The 20,249-nt window shown below is 40.2% G+C and carries 16 protein-coding genes; 2 read left to right on the top strand and 14 right to left on the bottom strand.

Going from position 1 to position 20,249, the window contains the following annotated elements:
- Nucleotides 1–6: 6 nt before the first annotated feature.
- The 7 genes from HFD85_RS07780 to HFD85_RS07810 all read right to left on the bottom strand — a co-directional run bounded on the left by HFD85_RS07780 (nucleotide 7) and on the right by HFD85_RS07810 (nucleotide 11,175).
- Nucleotides 7–2,058 carry an alpha-ketoacid dehydrogenase subunit alpha/beta gene (locus HFD85_RS07780; protein WP_167607308.1) on the bottom strand — a complete coding sequence of 684 codons (2,052 nt, stop codon included), beginning with the start codon at nucleotides 2,056–2,058 and terminating at the stop codon, nucleotides 7–9.
- A 6-nt stretch (nucleotides 2,059–2,064) separates the two neighbouring features.
- Nucleotides 2,065–3,372 (bottom strand): dihydrolipoamide acetyltransferase family protein, encoded by a 1,308-nt coding sequence (locus tag HFD85_RS07785; RefSeq protein WP_167607311.1) that lies wholly within the window; start codon nucleotides 3,370–3,372, stop codon nucleotides 2,065–2,067.
- A 272-nt stretch (nucleotides 3,373–3,644) separates the two neighbouring features.
- Nucleotides 3,645–4,556, bottom strand: a complete 912-nt coding sequence (locus HFD85_RS07790; RefSeq protein ID WP_167607314.1) for a dihydroorotate dehydrogenase — start codon at nucleotides 4,554–4,556, stop codon at nucleotides 3,645–3,647.
- Nucleotides 4,550–5,326 carry a dihydroorotate dehydrogenase electron transfer subunit gene (locus tag HFD85_RS07795; protein ID WP_167607317.1) on the bottom strand — a complete coding sequence of 259 codons (777 nt, stop codon included), beginning with the start codon at nucleotides 5,324–5,326 and terminating at the stop codon, nucleotides 4,550–4,552. The genes HFD85_RS07790 and HFD85_RS07795 overlap by 7 nt, the downstream gene beginning before the upstream one ends.
- Nucleotides 5,327–6,109: 783 nt before the next feature.
- Nucleotides 6,110–6,532: a helix-turn-helix domain-containing protein gene (locus HFD85_RS07800; protein ID WP_167607320.1), complete on the bottom strand. Its 423-nt coding sequence runs from the start codon at nucleotides 6,530–6,532 to the stop codon at nucleotides 6,110–6,112.
- 962 nt (nucleotides 6,533–7,494) lie between these two features.
- Nucleotides 7,495–10,374: a TolB-like translocation protein gene (locus HFD85_RS07805; RefSeq protein ID WP_167607323.1), complete on the bottom strand. Its 2,880-nt coding sequence runs from the start codon at nucleotides 10,372–10,374 to the stop codon at nucleotides 7,495–7,497.
- Between the two features lie 99 nt (nucleotides 10,375–10,473).
- Nucleotides 10,474–11,175: a DUF7847 domain-containing protein gene (locus HFD85_RS07810; protein ID WP_167607326.1), complete on the bottom strand. Its 702-nt coding sequence runs from the start codon at nucleotides 11,173–11,175 to the stop codon at nucleotides 10,474–10,476.
- Nucleotides 11,176–11,373: 198 nt separating this feature from the next.
- On the opposite strand from HFD85_RS07810, the gene HFD85_RS21840 reads away from it, so the two are divergent.
- Nucleotides 11,374–12,321, top strand: coding sequence for a helix-turn-helix transcriptional regulator (locus tag HFD85_RS21840; protein ID WP_277345452.1), 948 nt, complete (start codon nucleotides 11,374–11,376; stop codon nucleotides 12,319–12,321).
- Between the two features lie 6 nt (nucleotides 12,322–12,327).
- Here HFD85_RS21840 and HFD85_RS07820 read toward each other — a convergent pair whose 3' ends face one another.
- From HFD85_RS07820 to HFD85_RS07850, 7 genes are all read right to left on the bottom strand, one after another.
- Nucleotides 12,328–13,575: a tetratricopeptide repeat protein gene (locus HFD85_RS07820; RefSeq protein ID WP_167607328.1), complete on the bottom strand. Its 1,248-nt coding sequence runs from the start codon at nucleotides 13,573–13,575 to the stop codon at nucleotides 12,328–12,330.
- 64 nt (nucleotides 13,576–13,639) lie between these two features.
- Entirely contained in the window at nucleotides 13,640–15,061 is a 1,422-nt protein-coding gene (locus tag HFD85_RS07825; protein ID WP_167607331.1) for a M56 family metallopeptidase, read from the bottom strand.
- Complete coding sequence (locus HFD85_RS07830) at nucleotides 15,045–15,440, bottom strand: BlaI/MecI/CopY family transcriptional regulator (RefSeq protein ID WP_167607334.1); 396 nt, start codon at nucleotides 15,438–15,440, stop codon at nucleotides 15,045–15,047. Before HFD85_RS07830 ends, HFD85_RS07825 begins: the two co-directional genes overlap by 17 nt.
- A gap of 100 nt (nucleotides 15,441–15,540) precedes the next feature.
- The gene (locus HFD85_RS07835) at nucleotides 15,541–15,936 is read right to left on the bottom strand and encodes an energy transducer TonB (protein ID WP_167607336.1); all 396 of its coding nucleotides are present in this window, start codon (nucleotides 15,934–15,936) and stop codon (nucleotides 15,541–15,543) included.
- Between the two features lie 27 nt (nucleotides 15,937–15,963).
- Nucleotides 15,964–16,656, bottom strand: coding sequence for an energy transducer TonB (locus tag HFD85_RS07840; protein ID WP_167607339.1), 693 nt, complete (start codon nucleotides 16,654–16,656; stop codon nucleotides 15,964–15,966).
- Nucleotides 16,657–16,969: 313 nt separating this feature from the next.
- Nucleotides 16,970–17,737 carry an amidohydrolase gene (locus HFD85_RS07845; RefSeq protein WP_167607342.1) on the bottom strand — a complete coding sequence of 256 codons (768 nt, stop codon included), beginning with the start codon at nucleotides 17,735–17,737 and terminating at the stop codon, nucleotides 16,970–16,972.
- Between the two features lie 2 nt (nucleotides 17,738–17,739).
- A complete protein-coding gene (locus tag HFD85_RS07850; RefSeq protein WP_167607345.1) occupies nucleotides 17,740–18,780 on the bottom strand; it encodes a zinc-dependent alcohol dehydrogenase family protein in 1,041 nt (346 codons plus the stop codon).
- Nucleotides 18,781–18,925: 145 nt separating this feature from the next.
- Here HFD85_RS07850 and HFD85_RS07855 point away from each other — a divergent pair, with 145 nt between their 5' ends.
- Entirely contained in the window at nucleotides 18,926–20,194 is a 1,269-nt protein-coding gene (locus HFD85_RS07855) for a metallophosphoesterase (protein ID WP_167607348.1), read from the top strand.
- The last annotated feature ends 55 nt before the right edge of the window (nucleotides 20,195–20,249 follow it).

Below are 20,249 nucleotides of genomic sequence, written 5' to 3' on the forward strand. Positions count from 1 at the left end.
CAGTTTTTAATATTCAATGATTTCTTTTGCGGCATTGTACACTTTTTCCATATCAGGTAAAATAGCTTTCTCCAGAATACGGTTAAATCCTACAGGTGTGAACGGAGAACCAATTCGTTTGATAGGAGCATCGAGGTATTCGAATGCTTTTTCGTTAATGATAGCACTCAACTCGCCACCAAAACCGCCAAATACCTTGTCTTCGTGAACAATAAGTACCCGGTTGGTTTTCTTTATCGATTCAAGAATTGCTTCTTCGTCAAGCGGGACCAATGATCGTAAATCGATTACCTCGATATTTCCAATACCTTCTTCCGCCAACTTATTGGCAGCCTTAAGACTGAAATGTGTAGCATTTCCGTAAGTAAGTATGGTTAAATCACTTCCTTCGCGGCGAACGCGTGCTTTACCAAAAGGCACTTCGAAATCGTCGGGAACAACCGTGGCAGCTTTTGGATCCTGATACAAAGCTTTTGGCTCCATAAACATGGTTAAACCTTTCGAACGAATTGATGTACGCAACAAACCGGCTGCATCGTCAGCAAACGAAGGATAAACAATGCGTACTCCGGGAATAGCAGCCAGCGAACCTTCAATGTTTTGCGAGTGGTACATTCCACCACCGATATAACCGCCAGAAGCCAGACGAATGGTGATATTTGGCGCAAATTTTCCATTCGATCTCCAGTAATCGTGACTGATATCAACATACTGTTCCATGGCCGGCCAGAAATAATCGGCAAACTCGGCACCTTCAACAACAACACGTATTTTCTCGTCGTAACGCGACATACCGTTTGCGGTTCCCAGTATAAAGTCTTCGGCGATCGGTCCGTTAAATACACGTTTGTCACCAAATTCCTTCTGCATGCCTTTCGACACGTTGAAGATTCCGCCTTTATCTTTGTTCGCCATGTCCTGTCCCCAAATAAATGTATCCGGATTAGCACGGAACTCGGCTTTCAATGTCTCATTTAGTGCAGTGATCAATTTTTTCTTTTCACCTTCTTCATGGTGTACACCTTCAGGGTATTTTTCTGATACCACAGGCTCGGCAAAAACAAAGTCGTAGATCGATGCAGGATCCGGATCCGGAGCTGCCATAGCCGCTTTGTGAGCAGCTTTAATCACCGCTTTTGTATCCACCTCAATGGCTTGTAATTCCTCTTCGGTGAAGCGCTCGTAACGCAGCAACATACGTCGGAACTTTGCCAGCGGATCGTAATCTATAACATAGTTTCTTTCCGAGTCGGAACGATAGAGAAGATGATCATCGGAATTTGAATGCGAGCCCATTCGCACGCAGTTTGCCTGCAAAATAACGGGTTTGCTTTCTTCGATGGCATAACGCTTGGCTTCTGCCATTGCATTCATCGAATCGAACACATCTTTACCGTTACAGTGAATGATGCGGGTATTTTTAAAACCAATAAAGTTGTTGGCAACTTTACGTTGAGCGGTCTGGTCTTTTTTCGGAACCGAAATACCATATCCGTTATCCTGGAAAACAAATATCACCGGCAATTCTTCTTTATCGGCACCGGTGATGGCTTCGTATACATAGCCTTCGCTCACCGACGATTCACCCTGGCTACTGATTGATACAACTTTTTCGTTGTAGTATTTAATGGCACGAGCCACCCCTACTGCGTGCAGCGTGTGGTTACCGGTAGCTGATGAAACACTGTGAATGTTCCACTCAGGTTTTGCCAGGTGGTTCGACATGTGACGCCCACCACTCGATGGATCGGTAGCTTTTGAAATACCGTTCAGAATTATTTCTTCCGCAGTCATTCCACTTGAAAGCGCAGTAAGCATATCGCGGTAATATGGGAAAAGGTGGTCTTTATTTTTATCGAAATGTTGCCCGATAGCCAGCTGAATTCCGTCGTGACCTGCGTAAGGTGCGTGGTACGACCAGCCAATGGCCTGTTTCAGGTAATTCGGAGCTTTTTCGTCGATAGCACGTCCGATTGTCATCAGGCGGTACCATTTCTCCAAATCCTCTTTCGGGGTTTTCTTGATCGTGTATAATTTTGGTATTCTCAAATCGTTCATATCAAATTAAATTGTGCGGTTTGTATCAAAATTCTCCAAAATGTCTGCAATTCTGCGCAGGAATGCACCTCCAAGAGCACCATCAATAATGCGGTGATCGTAAGAAAGCGACAGGTACATTTTATGACGGATAGCAATTACATCTCCGCTTGGTGTTTCCAAAACGGCTGGTTTTTTCTCGATAATTCCGGTGGCCAGAATCGCAACTTGCGGTTGGTTGATAATTGGTGTTCCTATAATGTTTCCAAATGAGCCGAAATTGGTAATCGTAAATGTTCCTCCCTGAATATCTGAAGGATCGAGTTTATTTGTACGTGCAGCATTCGCCAAACGGTTAAGATCTTTAGTAAGTCCAACCAGGTTTTTCTGCTCGGCATTTCTGATTACCGGTACAATAAGGTTTCCATCAGGTTTGGCAACTGCGATACCCACGTTGATGTCGCGTTTCATAATGATTTTGTCGCCATCAACCGATGAATTTACCAATGGAAATTCTGACAATGCAGTAGCAACAGCTTCTGTAAAAATTGGCATGAACGTAATTTTATCGCCATGTTTCTCCTGGAATGCATTTTTATTCTTATTTCGCCAGAGAACCAGTTCCGTAACATCGGCTTCCACTACTGAAGTAACATGAGGAGAAACTTGTTTCGACATTACCATGTGGTCGGCAATGAGTTTACGAATACGATCCATTTCTACTACTGTATCTCCTTCGCCAACTGTTACCGGAGCAGGTGCCTTACGCTCAACTGCAGGTGTAGCAGAAGCAGCAGCCACTTTTTTCTCTGGTGCCGGTGCAGTAGCTTTGGCACTTCCCCTGTTTTCAAGGTAATCCAGAATATCTTTTTTCTGAACACGTCCGCCGGCTCCCGAACCTTCAATGGATTCAAGCTCTTCAAGCGATACGTTTTCTTCTTTTGCGATGGTTTTTACCAATGGAGAGTAGAAACGATTCGAAAGTTTTCTGCTGTCGTCAACATTACTTTCTGCAGTTGTTTCTGTTTCTGATTTGGTTTCAGTAGTTTCTGCAGCAGCAGTTTCAACGGCATCAGCTGATTCTTCAACTTCGCCATCGAGGCTTATAACCGCCAGCACTTCACCAACAGCTACCAGACTATCTTCCGGGAACAGGATTTTAGTAATAACTCCGTCAACCGGCGAAGGAATCTCCGAGTCTACCTTGTCGGTAGCCACTTCGAACAGCATATCGTCTTCTTCTACTGTATCTCCCTCCTTTACAAACCATTTAGTAATAGTACCTTCCTGGATACTCTCACCTAATTTGGGCATTACAATGTTAAAACTTGCCATAATATAAATTCTTTAATTATCTATTTTGCTATTTGCAGTTTCTATAACGAAACTAAAATTGAAATGTTCACATTACAATTTTAAATTTGCGCAAATATAGATTGAAAAGAAGATTTTAGGCCCTTAGAAGCGTTAAAAAACACTAAATAGTATTTATCTGTGATAGATATTTTCGATCACAATAAACACATAATCAATAAGTTGAAATTGAGTTGTTTAGCAATGAAATACTGCCTTCTTAAAATGCACCTAAATGGTAGGTTAATTAACGTTTAAAGCTGCAGTGAACCAATCAGTTCTTCAACGGAATTCATGTTATGACGTTCCAAATATTCTTTTACCCCATCAATAATTTGCAAGGCTACCAAAGGATCTTTAAAAACTGCCGTACCAACCTGAACTACCGAAGCTCCTGCCAACATAAATTCAATGGCATCGGCTGCATTCATAATACCCCCCATTCCAATAACCGGTATTTTAACTGCATTGGCCACCTGCCAAACCATGCGTAAGGCAATTGGTTTAATGGCCGGACCTGAAAGTCCGCCAGTAATGGTAGAAAGTTTTGGCTTTCGTGTTTCTGCTTCGATGGCCATTCCAAGAAAAGTATTTACCAGGGAAACGGCATCAGCTCCCTGCCCTTCTACAGCCTGGGCAATGTCGGTAATACTGGTTACGTTTGGCGAAAGTTTAACAATTAGAGTTTTATCGTAAACCTTGCGTACTTCGCGGGTTACCATCTCTGCACTCGGGCAGCTAACACCAAATGCCATTCCACCTTCCTTCACATTCGGACATGAAATATTTAGTTCGATCCCCTGAATCTTATCAAGTTCGTTTACCTTTTCAGTAAGTGCGATGTAATCTTCAACGGTCGATCCGTTTACATTTATAATAAGTTGAGTATCGTAGTCAATTATTTCGGGGTAGATGTTTTCAATAAAATAATCGATGCCTTTATTTTGAAGCCCAACAGCATTTAGCATTCCCGATGGAGTTTCTGCCATTCGCGGGTAAGCATTCCCGTCCCTGTTTTTAAGGGTTGTGCCCTTCAGAAAGAAACCTCCAACCAACGACGGATCAAAAAAATCGGTCATCTCACGCGCAAAACCACATGTTCCGGAAGCCAGTGTTATAGGATTCTTGAATTCTAAGTTGTGAACTTTTACCTTTAAATCTACCATTTTAATTCATTGATATTAAATACCGGACCATCAGTACAAACACATTGATTCCCATTCTTAGTTGGCTCGATGCAGCACAAACACACTCCGAAGCCACACGCCATAAGGTTTTCGAGCGAAACCTCGCAGTAAACTTCTGCATCTTTAGCGTGTTTGGCAACAGCGCGCATCATTCCGTCGGGTCCACAGGCATAAATTTTAGTATAATTCTTGAGGTTAGTTGTAAACACCGAATGTTGTGTTACAAAACCCTTCTCACCCAGAGAACCATCTTCTGATGCATAATGTAAACTGGCATACTTAGCGTAATCTTCCACATTTACATGATCCTGGCTGGTTCGGGCTCCTAATATTAAATCCACCTGGCTGATAGGTAATCCTGATTCTTTTGCCAGGAATAACATTGGAGCTACGCCACTTCCTCCACCAACAAGCAGAATTTTATCATCCTTATCCGGATACGTGAAGCTCTTCCCCAGCGGATAAACCAGACTCAGCTTGCTTCCAACCTTTATTTCTGTAAGTTTTCCTGAACCTTTCCCCAGAATTTTAACGATCATCGATAAGGTATTATCTTCATAATCGACTTCAAATACAGAAAAGGGACGCCGCAGAAATATGTCTGTAGCTTCATGTATTTCAACGTTTACAAATTGTCCGGGCTTAATTTCAGGCAGCAGAGTTGGTGCTTTTACCTTGATAAGAAAATTTGTAGCATTTAACGCTCTATTTTCCACTACCACAAACTCTGCAACAAACTTTTTTGGCATCTGATTTTAATTTGAGGCCAAAGATAATAGTTTTATTTCGCTTTTTTTCTGAAGAAACTGCAATAAAAAAGACCGTCGTGATGCGGTCTCTTTTATGCTTGAAAATTATTGATTGATAAAAAATAAAGGGTCATTTGTTAATCGAACAGTACAAATGTAATTATTAATATTTACATATGCAAACTGATTTCTTAAAATATTTAAAGTAGAACACTCACCTCTATAAAACCAGAAAGGCCACTATTACTAGTGGCCTAAAGCGACTTCTGGATTTATCTACTTAAAAAAATTGGGTTTGTAAATTGATCTATTATTTTGTGATCATCTTGTCTAATAACTTTTGTAAAAATCTTACGATACAAATGTAATGCATAGTTTTTACATATGCAAACATTGCGCGAATTATTTTTACATTATTTTGTAAATTGATTTAATACTACCTTACAACACTTGTAAATACAGGTGTTTACATTTTTAGAGATATGAAAATTACATTTAGGATTGTACAAACATGAATTATTCATCATTCTATTTCTCCGAAACTAATTGATCTCATTACCGAATAAAAATAGGAAGACCGACTAAACCAGCCGATCTTCCTATTCTCTTTCATCGATTAGTTCCTGATTGAAACCATCGATTGTTACCGATACAATTATTCTCTACAACAACAAATTAATGTATACAAATATACAACAATAATTTACATATGCAAAAAAGGACTTTCAAAATGTAAAAGTCCTTTAATCGTTACTCTAAATCTATGATTGGTTTTTCGACAGATTATTTCTTCCTGTAAGTAGTAAACGTACCGTCATTAAATAGTAAAACAACTTTGTTTACATCATCATCCGAATACGGTATCCCTGGTTTTGTTTTACTAGCTTTTTCTGCTATCGGTTCTGATTTCTCAGTTTCTGACGGAGTATGTGTCTTATCTACTGGTATGAAATGTTCTTGATGTGCTGCAGGTGTAATGTCCTGGCTTACATTATTAGCTTCCACCATAGTTCCCTGGCCTGTTAAAAGCCACCTGGCATTCAGATCCGGGAATACATTCAACATCTTTTCTATTAAGGCCGCACTGGGTTTGTTTCTGCCATTTAATATATGTGAAATGTTAGAACGCTGAACTTCCAGCTTTACAGCTAGTTCTCCGGCGTTAATTCCCTTGTGATCCATATACTCCTGTATTCTATCCTTCATTCTTATTCTATTAGATATACAATTATAAGAACCTATTAAGTTGTATAACTAAACCATTAACCTACATACAATACAAATGTAACAAATAATTTAAAACACACAATAGCATTGTGATCAAAAAATACGATCTAGTAACTCTATTCTTTTTGAAATTTAAGCATATAACACTTTATTTAATTGCTGTATAAAGCAGATATACAGGAACATAATGCCAATTATATGTTACATTTTGATAGATTTTACGCAATCATACTCAAAATTCAATAATGAACTTTAAATAAACACTTTAAATAACTGATATAATGAATAATAAATACAATTAACATGTATTTTAGGTGTTGGTTTAAAATGTGAAATTTAATGTGGGTACTTCTTTCTTGTAATTCAGATATGTAATAATAATTCTTGCGAACTGGATTCATTGGATTATTTATTGTTTCAATATCAATTTAATAATGTATAACGAATATAGAACTCATGTAACAGATGTATTGATTGATTCACATGAGTAAAATATATTATATATTACACTTGTAACAAATTACATATTACTCCTATCCTATCGTATTTACAAAAATACAGTCGCTTAATTTATGCTTACAATAATCACTCGTTTGATAGATTACTAAAAATGGGGCACACTAGTTTTAAAGAAAAATGATACATTCTGGGAATGTAAATTCTATTAAACTGTTCTTCATAAAAATTGACAAGCATTTAACAGAAAGAAACAAAAAGGTAAAGATTGTGGCTTTAAAATAGAATTAGGCTGGATATAAATCTATCATTTATGTACCTGAGGCAATATTCTTTAGAATATTTAATTCTCAGAGCGGTTAAATGCAACTTTTCAATACGCAATTAGTAGATAAACAAATACTTAGCAACAAATACCAGTGCAGGTATATTTTGGGCAGATATTGAGAATTCCGGCTATCCAACAAAATTTAGCAAATTTTGCGCTACAGTGAATTGAAATCAACCGAAAGGAGGAAATCAAAACTGACATCTTTTATCTCGGGTAGATAAGATGTGCGCCAACCAATTTTAACCGGAGCATAAAAACGCAGGAAGTTCATATCTCCAGTTATTTCTACTCCATACGATGAAATGTTTGTGTTGTACTTCCCGACCACACTTCCATTCTGGTATTGATAACGACTTAAAAGTCCGTAATCGTAGAATAAATTAGCGGTAATACGTCGAATGTAACTCAGCCCTCCAATACTCCAGTCGGGATTTAGTATAGGAAGTTCGTAGTCGAACTGTAAAACTGAAAGTTCTTTTGTGGTTACCCTGGCCCATCCTCTTGGAAAACGTATAACATCAGAAAAACTGTAATGATTGCCATTGGTTCGCTGTTGCATTCCACAATATATTGTTGTACCGTGATTGGCCAATATTCCGGGGAGATATATGATCGACTGGCCCCCTATCATTGATCCCATATTTCGGGAACCAAAAGGCGAATGATAATAACTACCGTCCAGCAAGAATCCGAAATTCGGTTGTACATCCTGATAACTCCGGCGAAGCAACTGATGAAAATACAAACGATACGAAACCGATGAGTAAGCGCCTTCGGGAAAACCTTCAGGTGTTGAATCATCATTACTATTAGAAGTGTATTCGTACTTGACCTGAGGTTGAAAAAGCCTGGAATATTTGCCCGACGATAAAACAAGCGGCAACTTTCCGCTTACCGAAAAGTTGGTTTCATTCCAGGTATAACGTTTTGATACCGTATCGCGCTGAACAACGTTCCCATTATTATCAATATATTCGGTGATCTGGCTGTAGTTAGAAGCTCTTTTACCACGGCTTGCTTCAAAATCGAGAACCGGGTACCAACCTTTGTAAATATAGTGCGCATAAAACTGTCCCGTTTTTTCAGAAGTATCCCATTTGTAACCTAAAACGGTTTCGGCAGTACCCAAAACATTCTGCGACATTACGCTTACACCGGGTGAAAATTCATAAGCGTAAGGATCGACAAACAGTGGTGCCCAGCTGTGAAAATTCAGTAAGTGTTTGGCTTTGTTGTACTTTTTTGAAGGAAAAGTAATGGAATCGGAAACTGAAAGATCCGGTATTCCCATTTCCTGTTTCGCTATAGTTCCAGCCAGAGGATATTCAGCAGAAGCCAGAGTAGCAAGGCCTTTTGACTCAGATTGTTCGAGTTCAATTAATCGATAGCCACCAGCAGAATATTCACTTAAAACGATTTTTCCATTAGGGCTTTTTGCAGGATAAGCTACACCAAATCGAGGTTCATATACTTGTTTGATTTCACCATTTTTGAAGTTGTAAAAATAAAGTGCATCCACTCCGGTATGAGAAGCAATAAAATACAAGTCGTTTCCTTTGATTACTAATTGCTTAATGTTTCCCAGTTCGTGATCGAAAAGCAAGTCGTGCCGGCCTGTTTTTAAACTGAATTTAGCCAATCGTTTTCCCTCGTGAGTGAGTATAATTGCAACCAGTTCATCAGCATTCAGCCATTGTGGCGACAATATATAATTGTTGTCGGGAGTTTGAATTCGGGTAATAAGTTCGTTTGTAACCAGGTCGTAAACCGACAGGAAATAGTTGCTCGAGAAGTCGGCTTCAACCATTGCAACTTGTTTCAGATTGGGTGATAGTGCCGGTGCAAAGGCTTTAAATTCGGGTTGAATCTGCATTTTTTTCTTCGACTTTACATTCAGTAACCGAATTAACGAACGCCCGCTGTGCGACCAGCGAAGGTCGGGTATTTGCTCCGACCAAACTATCCATTCTCCATGGTAATTGATCGATTCGTCGAAAATTGTACCCGGTTGATGAATGATTTGCTCCTGCCCGTTTTTATCGATCTTCACAAAGGCCGGAATTCGATTTAAAGATGTTCTATACGAAAGCAAATCTCCATTTTCGAGCCAATGATTAAAGGTATAACTGGAATATACTTTTTGTGATTTTGTGCGGTAATTCATTTTTTCATCCTGCACAAAATCCCGGCTGTTCCAGGTGGTAGCCAGGCTATCGAATATTGAATTGTACAAATCGACCTTGCCAAAACCGGTATTCTCTTTAAGTGCTTTATTAAATGGAGTCAGCGAAAAAGGTTTGTCGCCTACCCGCTGCATAACCTTTTCCCAAACATCGGCACCATATCGTTGACGTGTATTTCCAACCAAATAATACCCCAATTGGTAATGATTCGGAACATAATCTTTGTAAGATCCCAGGTATGCTTTGTCGTACGAATATTTTCCTTTTTCAATTAGCTGGGCGCGATGCTCCATAAGAAAAGAGGGCAATCGACCTCGGCCAAAATTGCTCAATCCGGTTTCGGTGGCAACGGCATCGCCTTCAATAAACCACCAGGGTAAATAAGCACCAAACACCAACGCAGTTCCCTGTTCGCCAAGCAATATTTTAACAATGGCAGGCAACTCAGAATTCACCTTGTCGATTTGAACAACATGCCGGAATTCGTGAACAGCCAGTTGTTCCAGCCAGTCGAGTGGATAAATATCCTGATTTGGTGTAGTATAAAACTCCGAACGTTTGGGCGCGTACGCCACCAGTCCATTTGACTTTACTGTTTGCGTGTGCAGAATAATCGAAATTTTACTCGGTTTATGTTTAAGGGAATAGCTGGCATAATCGTAAACCTTTTCCAATTTTTGGGTAAGTACCTGTGCTTGGTCTTCGTAATAATCAGGATAAATAAGCTGAAAATTTTCGGTATTGATTTGGCGCCATTTGATGGAAGCCGGATCTTGTCCTGTTTGAAAATACTGGGCTACAGAAATAAGCGTAATCAAAAGAAAAACAGATACAACTACGAGCTTCTTCATGTGGTTAAAATTGCACACCCAAAATACACAATCCCGCTCAATAAAAAAGAAAAAGCCCGGAAAAATCCGGGCTTCGCTGCTTGCTTTGTTTTTTGTTTTTTATACTACTTCGTTGATTCCTAAAATCGGAATCGGATTATCATCGTCGCTTTCATTCAATACTGATTGGTACAGACTGGCAAAAGCGGAATGTATCCACATTAACGAAACTATTGCTCCCACGAAGAATACAATCACACCGGCAAAAAATATAAAGAAAGAGAGAATGGCCATTCCAAATATCTTCCAGCCGTGACCGCGTGTCATCTGCCAGCTTTTTTCTACGGCTTTCATTGCTTCCATATCTTTATCCATTACCAGGTACGAGACAAACGCCAGGCGACAGGCTACAATAATTCCCGGGATAACTAGCAACATCACACCGAGAATGACGAGTGCCGCCACAATCAGATTCGCCAGAACGATATTAAGGTACTTGGTTTTGAAGCCTTCGAATAATGTTTTCAAATCTACGTCCTCGTCGCGAATGGCCTGAACAAAGATGTAGTCTTTACCAAATTCGAGAACCGGCAAAAATAAAAAGGCATACGCCAAACCGAACAAGGCCAGTGGCAATAAAAAAAACATCGGTCCCCAGTGATCATTGTCAAACTTCAATCCATACGACGGACCATTCAATAAGCCCATTATTATAACTGTAAGTAGTAAAGGCAGAAATTGTTTTCCAAATATTCTGCTCCAGCCATGGCTGAAACTTCCTCCAACCGACGGAACCAGGTTTCTGTAATTATTGTTTTCCATGATTTAAAATTTTAAAGTTAAACTGAACATTGTTTTTTGCCTGCCTGCGGTAGGCAGGTTTTTGTTGAATCAAATGTACGTCAGGCAACAAAAATTTCCTTCCTACCAAAGTTGGATTTCTTAAATTCACTACTTTCGTAGTTAACAGTAAACACAGGGAGTTTGTAAACTTGTAGTACACTACTTTAGTCTTGGCTCATGTGGATAGAAAATCTTACGTATGTTATAACATTTGTTGTTTCGGCAGGTATGTCGGCACTGGGAATTCTGGTTGCTTACCAGCTGTATCAACAGTATAGAAAGCCGGTGCTTTCAATACTTCTGTATCAGCAGATCTTTCTTTTTTCGTTTCTTTTCTACAGCATTTGGGGGAACATCGCACTCCGTGTAATTCTTAGTGACATCCAAATTTCTGAAGCAATTTCGACCAAGCTGGCTTTGTTTGTTCCAATTATTGGAGTTCCTTTTATGGTTGTCAGTTGGTTTATGTTGCTGAAAATTGCATTAAAACTGAATGGCATTAATTCAATAAAAACACTTGCAATTTCGTTCTTTCCAACTTTAGTAGTACTCGTTTTAGTCTTTACAATACTCTTTCAAAAGCAAATAATACCACTTCCGGTAAATGCCGACTTGTTTGTGGTGAGAATTTTAAGTGGGATAAACCTGGTGATTCATTTCATTTTTCTGCTGATTTTTCTGAATCAAAAAGCAGAAAGAAAAGAAATAAAAGAAAGTGGGTTTTCTTTAAAAGAGGCAGCTATTCTGTTTGGACTTACGCTCCTTTACTCAACAGCAATGAGCTTCTTCGATATTTTCGGATTTATTTCGACCTGCATTTCCATTGCTTTTATATTTGCAGTTGGAGTTTATATTCCGATAAGTATCAGGCTGAGGCAACAGTTTTCTGAAACAGAAAAGATCATGGATTTTAATGCTTTTTGTTCGGCTTACGAAATTTCGAAGCGCGAGGCCGAAATCGTACTTGAGATTTGTTCGGGTAAAACCAACAAAGCCATTTCCGAAAAATTGTTTATAACGCTGCAAACGGTAAAAGACCACAACCACCGTATTTTCACCAAAACAGGTGTTAAAAGCCGCGTTCAGCTCAGCAACCTGGTTCGCGAGAAAACCGGAAAAAAATAACGCCGATTACTCGTCGAAAAACAAATCTTCTTTTAGTTTTTCGATTCGGGTAAGTGCATATTCAGTGTTCTTGCCAGCCTCACCTGCTTCCTGTAAATAAATCCGGTAGTAGTTCATTGCCAGCGTTTTATTCGAATTGAATTCCTCGTAAGTTGTTGCAATTTCGAACAGGACCTCAACTTTATCAGGATTCATTTGATAAGCTTTTTCCAAAGCTTCCACCGATTCTTTGAACTTTCGCTGCTGCCCGTAAATTTGCCCCAAATGGTGATACATTTCAGAAACATAATCAGGAGTTGAGCCTTCAATTGCCCATTTCATCAACTTTTCAGATTGCTCAAAATCCTTCAGCTTTTTATAACATAAACTCTGGTAATACATCACCAGCGGATCGTTTGGATTCTGGTTGTATAAATCGCCAAAAATTTCCAGAGCTTTTTCTTCGAAACCGGCAAAATATGTTGCAATTCCGTAGTTCATTATGGTCTCGTATTCCGGCATTTCTTCTACGTCGAGGTATTTTTCAAACTGAACCATGGCCGGGCCATAGCGCTTGGTTTTATAAAAATACATGGCTTCTTCGTAAAGTAATTCCGGATCAGCTGGAAATTCTTTCAATCCCTTCTGAATGGCCATCATTATCTCGTTTCCCTCTTTTTTCCAGTTGTAGCAGTTAATCAGGTTGATGTACGAGCCATGATCGCGCGGATTTGCCTCAATCACTTTTTCGTATAAATGAACGGCTTCCTCGCGCTCAAATACCCTGAATGCACAGTAAGCCAACTGTTTGTTCCAATACACATTACTTGAATCTTTGGCATAAATCGACGAAAATACCTGGTAAGCAGGCTTGTAAAGCTTCAAATTGATATAAACCCGCCCCAATTTTCCGGCCAAAGCCAGATTAGTAGTATCCAGTTCCACCGCTTTTTTATAGAATGAAATAGCATCCTGGTTGTTACCCAAAACCGAAAAGCTTTCGGCTGTTTCTTCCAGTAAGTTTACATTGTTTGGTTCATATCCAAGTCCTTCGGTGTAGGCAGCCACAGCATTCTGGTAATCCTGAAGGTTTTTATAGACCAGTCCTTTTTTCAGAAACAGACCGGCTGACGGATGGCTTGCTGCTTCTTTGTTGATTGCAACCAGGGCTTTATCATATTCCTTATTCAGGATAAGTTGATCGATATGATTTTGAGTTTGCGCCATTAACGGGAATATTAACAGCAGCAGAATTGAGTAGATTTTTCCTGACATTTTTTTGAAGGTTTCTGATTATTGTTTTATTGTTTTACTCGTTTTCGTTCTGAACTCTTAAAAATTAATTAAGCGTGAAATTTATTGGTACAGTATAACTTACGTTTACCGCTTGTCCGTTTTGTTTACCCGGTTTCCACACCGGCAACGAATTAATCACACGTAGGGCTTCCTTGTCCAGGATCGGATCAACACCTTTTGCAATCTTGGCATTGGCAATGTTTCCGCTTTTTGTCACCACAAAATTCACGAATACTTTTCCCTGAATTCCATGCTCATGAGCCAATTCAGGATATTTTACAACGCCAACAATGTATTTACGCAAGGCTGCATCACCGCCGGGAAATTCCGGCATTTCTTCCACAACGTAAAATACTTCGGCATTATCTGGCAGAATCCTGCTGATTATTACATCAGTTTCGGCATTCTTTTCCGCTGAAACATATGTTATTCCATCATCGCTGGTGGTGTCAATACGGTAATCTTTGGCACTAAGTAAGTCCTTCAGTACGCCCATTATTTCGTCGCCCGTAATTGTAAGCTGCTTTCCTTCAATGCTCAACACAACTTTCTCTGTTACCGTTGGTGCTGTTTCGATGGCTTCTTTTTGCTCGCAGGCAAAAATGATGACGAGAATAACAATACTGAGCGCACCGGCAACATATTTCAAATTTGCCAGTTTCGACGATTTCATTTTTGAAAACATTTTTATGCGCTTTTTAACCAGCGACGAATTGAAATTATTAGCCAGCTGTACGTCGAAACCAACAACCTGGTTCAGCAATAATTTTTTGTACTGAGTGGTTGTCACTCCTGAATCGAGCACGGCTTTATCGGCCAGAAATTCGTGGTTTTCGCGAATCACATTCTTAAGAATCCACATAAAAGGATTGAACCATTGCAACATGGTGAGCACTTCAAGAATAACCACGTCGAAAGAATGGCCCTGACGGATGTGTTCCAGCTCATGTTCAATGATTTTTTCGTAGCCTTCTTCATTCCTTTTTTCGGGATTAATAAATATGTAATTCAAAAAGGAAAATGGACTAAACTCGACATCGATAAGCACAAATTTTACATTCCCCACCCGCCTGATTTCATTTTTTCGAACGAGCTTTTGAATTTGTGAGATTCGCATAATGAACTTCAGCATAAAAAACAGCAAACCAAGCAAATAAACCAGAATTATCAGCCGGCTTGAACTGATTTGATGCACCATGTTACCCGACAAATCCTGGCCGTAAATGGTTACTGCTTCCAGCAAATTTCGATATGGAGTTACCGTAACTTCCGACAGCAGGAATGATTTCGGTTCGTATACTTTTAAATGCAGAAACGGCAGCAACATGGAAAAAGCTACCGACACCAGCAGAAATATCCGGTTTAACCTGAAGAAAGTTTCCTTCCTCAGGAAAAGAATGTAAATCAGGGAAAAAACTGCCAGGCTAATTCCCGATTCTACCAGAAAGTTAATCGCGTGATTCATCGTCTTCCGGTTTTTCAGTTTCCAGGTCGCGTTTTACATCTTCCATCAATTCGTCCAGTTCCGAAATACTCATATTGTCTTCCTTGGCAAAGAAAGAGACCATTTCCTGGAACGAACCACTGAAATAATTGCGCATAAAGTTCTTCATGAACAAGCGTGTGTACTCCTTTCGGCTGATGAGCGGAAAATACTCGTGCGTTTTTCCATAGGCGTTGTGCCCCACAAAACCCTTTTTCTCCAGAATTCGAACAATGGTAGAAACCGTGTTATATGCGGGTTTAGGTTCCGGCATTTTTTCGATCACGTCTTTAACGAAAGCTTTTTCAAGCTTCCAGAGCAATTGCATCACCTGCTCTTCTGCCTTGGTTAGTTCTTTCATCTTATACAATTTTAGCTATTTGCAACTAACAAAAACTATACCTAAGATGTTAGTCGTACAACTAAAATCTTAGGTATTTTGTATAAAAATTAAATTCAGATTAACTCAAAGCAAAATTAATCGGCAAAGTATACTTTACTTTTACCGCTTTTCCTTTTTCCTTTCCGGGAGTCCATTTTTCTAAAAGCTTGATAACGCGTACAGCTTCTTTATCAATATCATCGTCAACACCACGAAGCACTTTAACCTTGGTTACTGCACCACTTTCGTCAATAATGAAGTTTACAAACACTTTTCCCTGTATCTCGTTCTTAATGGCATTTTCGGGATACTTAACGTTCTCGCTAATAAATTTTAGTAATGCTTCCTGTCCACCGGGATATTCGGGCATAATTTCTACTTTGTCATAAACTTTTTCTTTTCCAGTGTCCTGAGCACTAACTGCAAAAGCTGCAGCAAAAGTGAACAGGATCAAAAATAAGGCCGTTTTCATCATTTTAGAATTTAAATTATTCCACTTTTATTATTGCAATTGAAAGTTGATAACTCCGCTAAATGAAACACGTACAGCTTTCCCCCTTTGCATGCCCGGTTTCCATCTTGGCATAGTTTTAAGAACTCGTATCGCTTCTGTGTCAATAGCGGAATCTACTCCTCTCATAACTTTTATATCAGTAACCGAGCCATCTTTCTCTATGGTAAAAGAATAATAGACCTTTCCCTGAATTCCATTTTCCTGGGCAATAACAGGATATCTTATCTGTTTCACCAAATAGGGTTTCAGTGCATCTATCCCTCCCGGAAACTCCGGCTGTTGTTCAAGAATAAAGAATGGCACCGGGTCATTCGACTCCTCTTCTTCATCACCAGTTTCAATTATCGGGGCAACATCAACAAAAGTGTTGTCATCGGCTTCCGAATCATCTATTTCCAGTTCATCTTCGATCTCCACATCATCTTCAACGATGTTCAGTACTTCTACAACTTTGGGAGGCGGCGGAGGTGGCGGAGGTTGAACCTGTTGCTCACGCGTTACGGGGATGATTTCCTCCTCCACTTCAACACTCGTAAGATTTCCAAGCGTTTCCGTTTTTGTAGGTTTGCTACTCCACTCAAATGCCAGTAGTGTGCTTCCTAAAGCCAGTACCAGACCAATCAAAAAGAAGGTGTTTCTTTTTCCTTCGAGATCGGCTTTTTGCGATTTTTTTAGTTCCATGAATTTTAAATTTTAAGTTCAACAATCCTTTTACCGTTCAGATGTACTAAGCTTTACTTCGCGCGAAATTATTTTGAACAATGTCCTTCACAAACATATAACTAAATATTTAGTTTTCAAACTAACTCTTTAGTTTAATTCAGAACAAAGTTCATACCAAACTCATTAAAAGGAATATACAAGAACTAAATTTTTAGTTGTAGCGGATTGTACAAGGAAGACTAAATGTCTGAAAACGAATGTTATGATCAACAAAAATAAAATTTCAAAGGCATTAAAAACAAGGTGTGTACTGTTGATGAATTCGTAGCAATTATAAGATTCTGAATTGATCGCGATCGCTTAACAATGGGAATGATTTGCGAAACCGGTGCAAATCGTCGTAGGAAATTTCAAAGGTTTGAACGGCCTCCTGCTCTCCCATGAACTCAGCGAAACCTTTCGGCGAAACCATAGCCGAGTCACCCAGATAATTCAGTCCTGCCCCGTCGGAACCCACGCGGTTACACCCGATGCAGTAACATTGGTTCTCGATTGCGCGTGCAACCAACAGGTTTTTCCAAACGTGGTGCCGTGGCGAAGGCCAGTTGGCCATGTAAATAAGTACATCGTAATCTTCTGCATTTCGCGCCCACACCGGGAAACGCAGGTCGTAACAAATAAGTGGACAAAATTTCCAGCCTTTGTATTCCACAATTGTTTTCGAAGTTCCGGCGGTGTAATGCTCGGTCTCCTGTCCCATGGTATACAAATGATGTTTATCGTACGTACTGAGACTTCCTTCGGGAAATGCCCAAACCGCACGGTTATATACCTTTCCATGCTCTTCAATGATCAAACTACCAACAACTGCAGCCTGTTTTTCTTTTGCCAGCTGTTTCATCCAGCTCACACTCTCGTCGTCAATCGTTTCTTTCAATTCGTCGATTTTCATCGAAAAGCCAGTGGTGAACATTTCAGGCAGCACGATTACATCCGTTTCTGCAACACCGGAAATGATGTAATTGTACTTATCCAGGTTGGTTTCTACATTTTCCCAAATAATATCAGGTTGAATGATGGTAATTTTCAGATTTTGCATTATCAGAATTTATCAATTACAGTAACTCCCAGGTTTTCAAATTTATCCATATTCACCAGTGCTTCCGGTGCTTCTTCCAACGAAATGGTACGACCGAGCAACTTTTCGGGCTGAACTTTCCCATTTTTAATCATCTCGAAAACAGCTTCGTAGCGGAAAGCCTGCATGCCGTGACTTCCGATTATTTCGAGTTCGTGCGCTACTACCCTGTCCAATGGAACTACCGGATGTTGGTGATCGCCGGTCATTAGCCCCACCTGGATGTGTTTACCCCGTTTTCGCAAACAGGATACCGAGTTAAAACAGGTTTCCTGGCTGCCCAGTGCATCGATGGAAACATGCGCTCCTCTCCCGCTCAAACGAATTATTTCTGCCGCGACATCCTTCACCAATCGGGCGTTAAGAACACGATTTGCTCCCAGTGTTCTGGCCAGTTCCAGTTTTTTGTCATCAATATCAACGGCAATTACTTTAGCACCTGCTCCTGCAGCAATGTTAATGGCAGAAAGACCAACGCCACCGCAACCATGTACGGCTACCCACTGCCCGGCACCTGCTTTTCCCTGATCAATCACCGCCCGAAACGACGTAATAAAGCGGCAGCCCAGGCTGGCGGCCGTTACAAAGTCGATTTCATCGGGCAGATGAACGAGGTTGCCATCGGCATATTTTATTTCTACGAACTCGGCAAACGAGCCCCAGGCTGTAAATCCCGGCTGAAACTGCTGGTCGCATACGTGCTGATTACCGCTACGGCATTCAGGGCAACGTCCGCAGCCGCTTACAAAGGGAACGGTTATGCGATCGCCCACCATAAAGTTTTTGATGTTGCTGCCGGTTTCAACAATTGTACCTGCCAGTTCGTGTCCCGGAACATGTGGCAATTCAATATCCGGATCGTGGCCCATCCAGCCATGCCAGTCGCTGCGGCAAAGGCCGGTGGCTCCCACTTTTACAATTACGCTATCAGCTGAAACTATCGGTTTGAGAACTTCCCGAACATCCACTTTCCCTTTAAATTCTTCGTAATAAACGGCTTTCATTTCTTACATTCTTGTCTCTCAAATGTAGTCATTATAGTTTTATATTGTTTATCACAATTCCATCACCTAATAAAAGTTAAACAAACAACATTTTCCCCAAAAAACTGTTGTATTGCCAGAACCATATCAACGCGTTTAAACAGATATGAGAGTAAGTGCTTTATTATTGATTCCTTTGTTATTGTTTATGCTGCTGGTGGATGTTTATACCTGGCGTGGCATTAAACCGCTGGTCGCCAGAATCGGATTCCGGCTGGTAAGGCAATTTATTCGAATTCTTTTTTGGGGAATTTCAATATTAATTTTTGCTGCATTTATCCTGTTTGTTTTCGGGATAAAACATGTAAAACAAGCTGAAGCTTATATATTTGCGGGCTGGTTGGTGGCCGGATTTGCGTTGTTTTATCTGCCCAAATTTGTGTTTATCGTCTTTGTGCTGATAAAAGACATACAACTGGCCATTAGCGGGTTGATCAGATGGTTTAGAAAGAAAAAAAGCAGTAAGGATTTAAAAGTTAAGTCGGGAAGAAAAATGGAGAGAGCAGAATTCTTGTATCAAATGGGGTTGTTTTTGGCAGCTATACCGTTTGCATCAATTCTTTATGGGGTGACCAAAGGGAAATTCAAATTTCGGGTAATGCGCGAGCGTTTAAGCTTTAATCGCCTGCCTGAATCGTTCAAAGGATTAAAGATTGTTCAGATATCGGACATGCACCTGGGTAGTTTTAATAAAAAATACGAACCCATTGAAAAAGCGATTGAACTGATTAACGAGCAGGAGCCTGACCTGATCTTTTTCACCGGCGACCTGGTAAATAATTTTGCCGAAGAAACCGAAGGTTGGGCACCGATTTTAAAGAAAATGAATGCCAAAATCGGTAAATATTCCATCCTTGGCAATCACGATTACGGTGATTATTCGGAATGGAAAACACCGGAAGAAAAGGCGAAAAATCTGGCGGCTATAAAAGGCTTTCATAAAAAGATAGGTTTTAAGTTGCTTTTGAATGAAACGGAAATCATCCGTATCAATGATGAAGAAATCAGCCTGATCGGCGTGGAGAACTGGGGCAAACCGCCCTTCCCGCAACACGGCGATTTGAAAAAAGCGATGGAGAACGTTGATCCCAATTCATTTAAACTTTTGTTGAGCCACGATCCCTCACACTGGGATGCCGAAGTACTGGGCAAGACTGACATCGAGCTCGCCTTCGCAGGCCACACGCACGGGATGCAGTTCGGCATCGAACGTGCCGGAATTAAGTGGAGTCCGGTGCAATACAAATACCCGCGCTGGGGAGGATTGTACAAAGAAAAGCAACAATACCTGTATGTAAACCGTGGTTTTGGTTACATTGGTTTTCCGGGCCGCATTGGCATGCCACCTGAAATTACTGTAGTGGAACTTGTTTAATTCCTAATCAATATTTTGGACAAAAAGGAACCGTTCTCTCGAAAAAGAACGGTTC

Source organism: Maribellus sediminis, assembly GCF_011799805.1.
GTDB classification, from domain to species: domain Bacteria; phylum Bacteroidota; class Bacteroidia; order Bacteroidales; family Prolixibacteraceae; genus Draconibacterium; species Draconibacterium sediminis_A.

Bases quoted from the DNA above. Each gene is read 5' to 3' on its own strand.
- HFD85_RS07780 (WP_167607308.1), bottom strand. From the start codon at position 2,058: ATGAACGATTTGAGAATACCAAAATTATACACGATCAAGAAAACCCCG.
- HFD85_RS07785 (WP_167607311.1), bottom strand. From the start codon at position 3,372: ATGGCAAGTTTTAACATTGTAATGCCCAAATTAGGTGAGAGTATCCAG.
- HFD85_RS07790 (WP_167607314.1), bottom strand. From the start codon at position 4,556: ATGGTAGATTTAAAGGTAAAAGTTCACAACTTAGAATTCAAGAATCCT.
- HFD85_RS07795 (WP_167607317.1), bottom strand. From the start codon at position 5,326: ATGCCAAAAAAGTTTGTTGCAGAGTTTGTGGTAGTGGAAAATAGAGCG.
- HFD85_RS07800 (WP_167607320.1), bottom strand. From the start codon at position 6,532: ATGAAGGATAGAATACAGGAGTATATGGATCACAAGGGAATTAACGCC.
- HFD85_RS07805 (WP_167607323.1), bottom strand. From the start codon at position 10,374: ATGAAGAAGCTCGTAGTTGTATCTGTTTTTCTTTTGATTACGCTTATT.
- HFD85_RS07810 (WP_167607326.1), bottom strand. From the start codon at position 11,175: ATGGAAAACAATAATTACAGAAACCTGGTTCCGTCGGTTGGAGGAAGT.
- HFD85_RS21840 (WP_277345452.1), top strand. From the start codon at position 11,374: ATGTGGATAGAAAATCTTACGTATGTTATAACATTTGTTGTTTCGGCA.
- HFD85_RS07820 (WP_167607328.1), bottom strand. From the start codon at position 13,575: ATGTCAGGAAAAATCTACTCAATTCTGCTGCTGTTAATATTCCCGTTA.
- HFD85_RS07825 (WP_167607331.1), bottom strand. From the start codon at position 15,061: ATGAATCACGCGATTAACTTTCTGGTAGAATCGGGAATTAGCCTGGCA.
- HFD85_RS07830 (WP_167607334.1), bottom strand. From the start codon at position 15,440: ATGAAAGAACTAACCAAGGCAGAAGAGCAGGTGATGCAATTGCTCTGG.
- HFD85_RS07835 (WP_167607336.1), bottom strand. From the start codon at position 15,936: ATGATGAAAACGGCCTTATTTTTGATCCTGTTCACTTTTGCTGCAGCT.
- HFD85_RS07840 (WP_167607339.1), bottom strand. From the start codon at position 16,656: ATGGAACTAAAAAAATCGCAAAAAGCCGATCTCGAAGGAAAAAGAAAC.
- HFD85_RS07845 (WP_167607342.1), bottom strand. From the start codon at position 17,737: ATGCAAAATCTGAAAATTACCATCATTCAACCTGATATTATTTGGGAA.
- HFD85_RS07850 (WP_167607345.1), bottom strand. From the start codon at position 18,780: ATGAAAGCCGTTTATTACGAAGAATTTAAAGGGAAAGTGGATGTTCGG.
- HFD85_RS07855 (WP_167607348.1), top strand. From the start codon at position 18,926: ATGAGAGTAAGTGCTTTATTATTGATTCCTTTGTTATTGTTTATGCTG.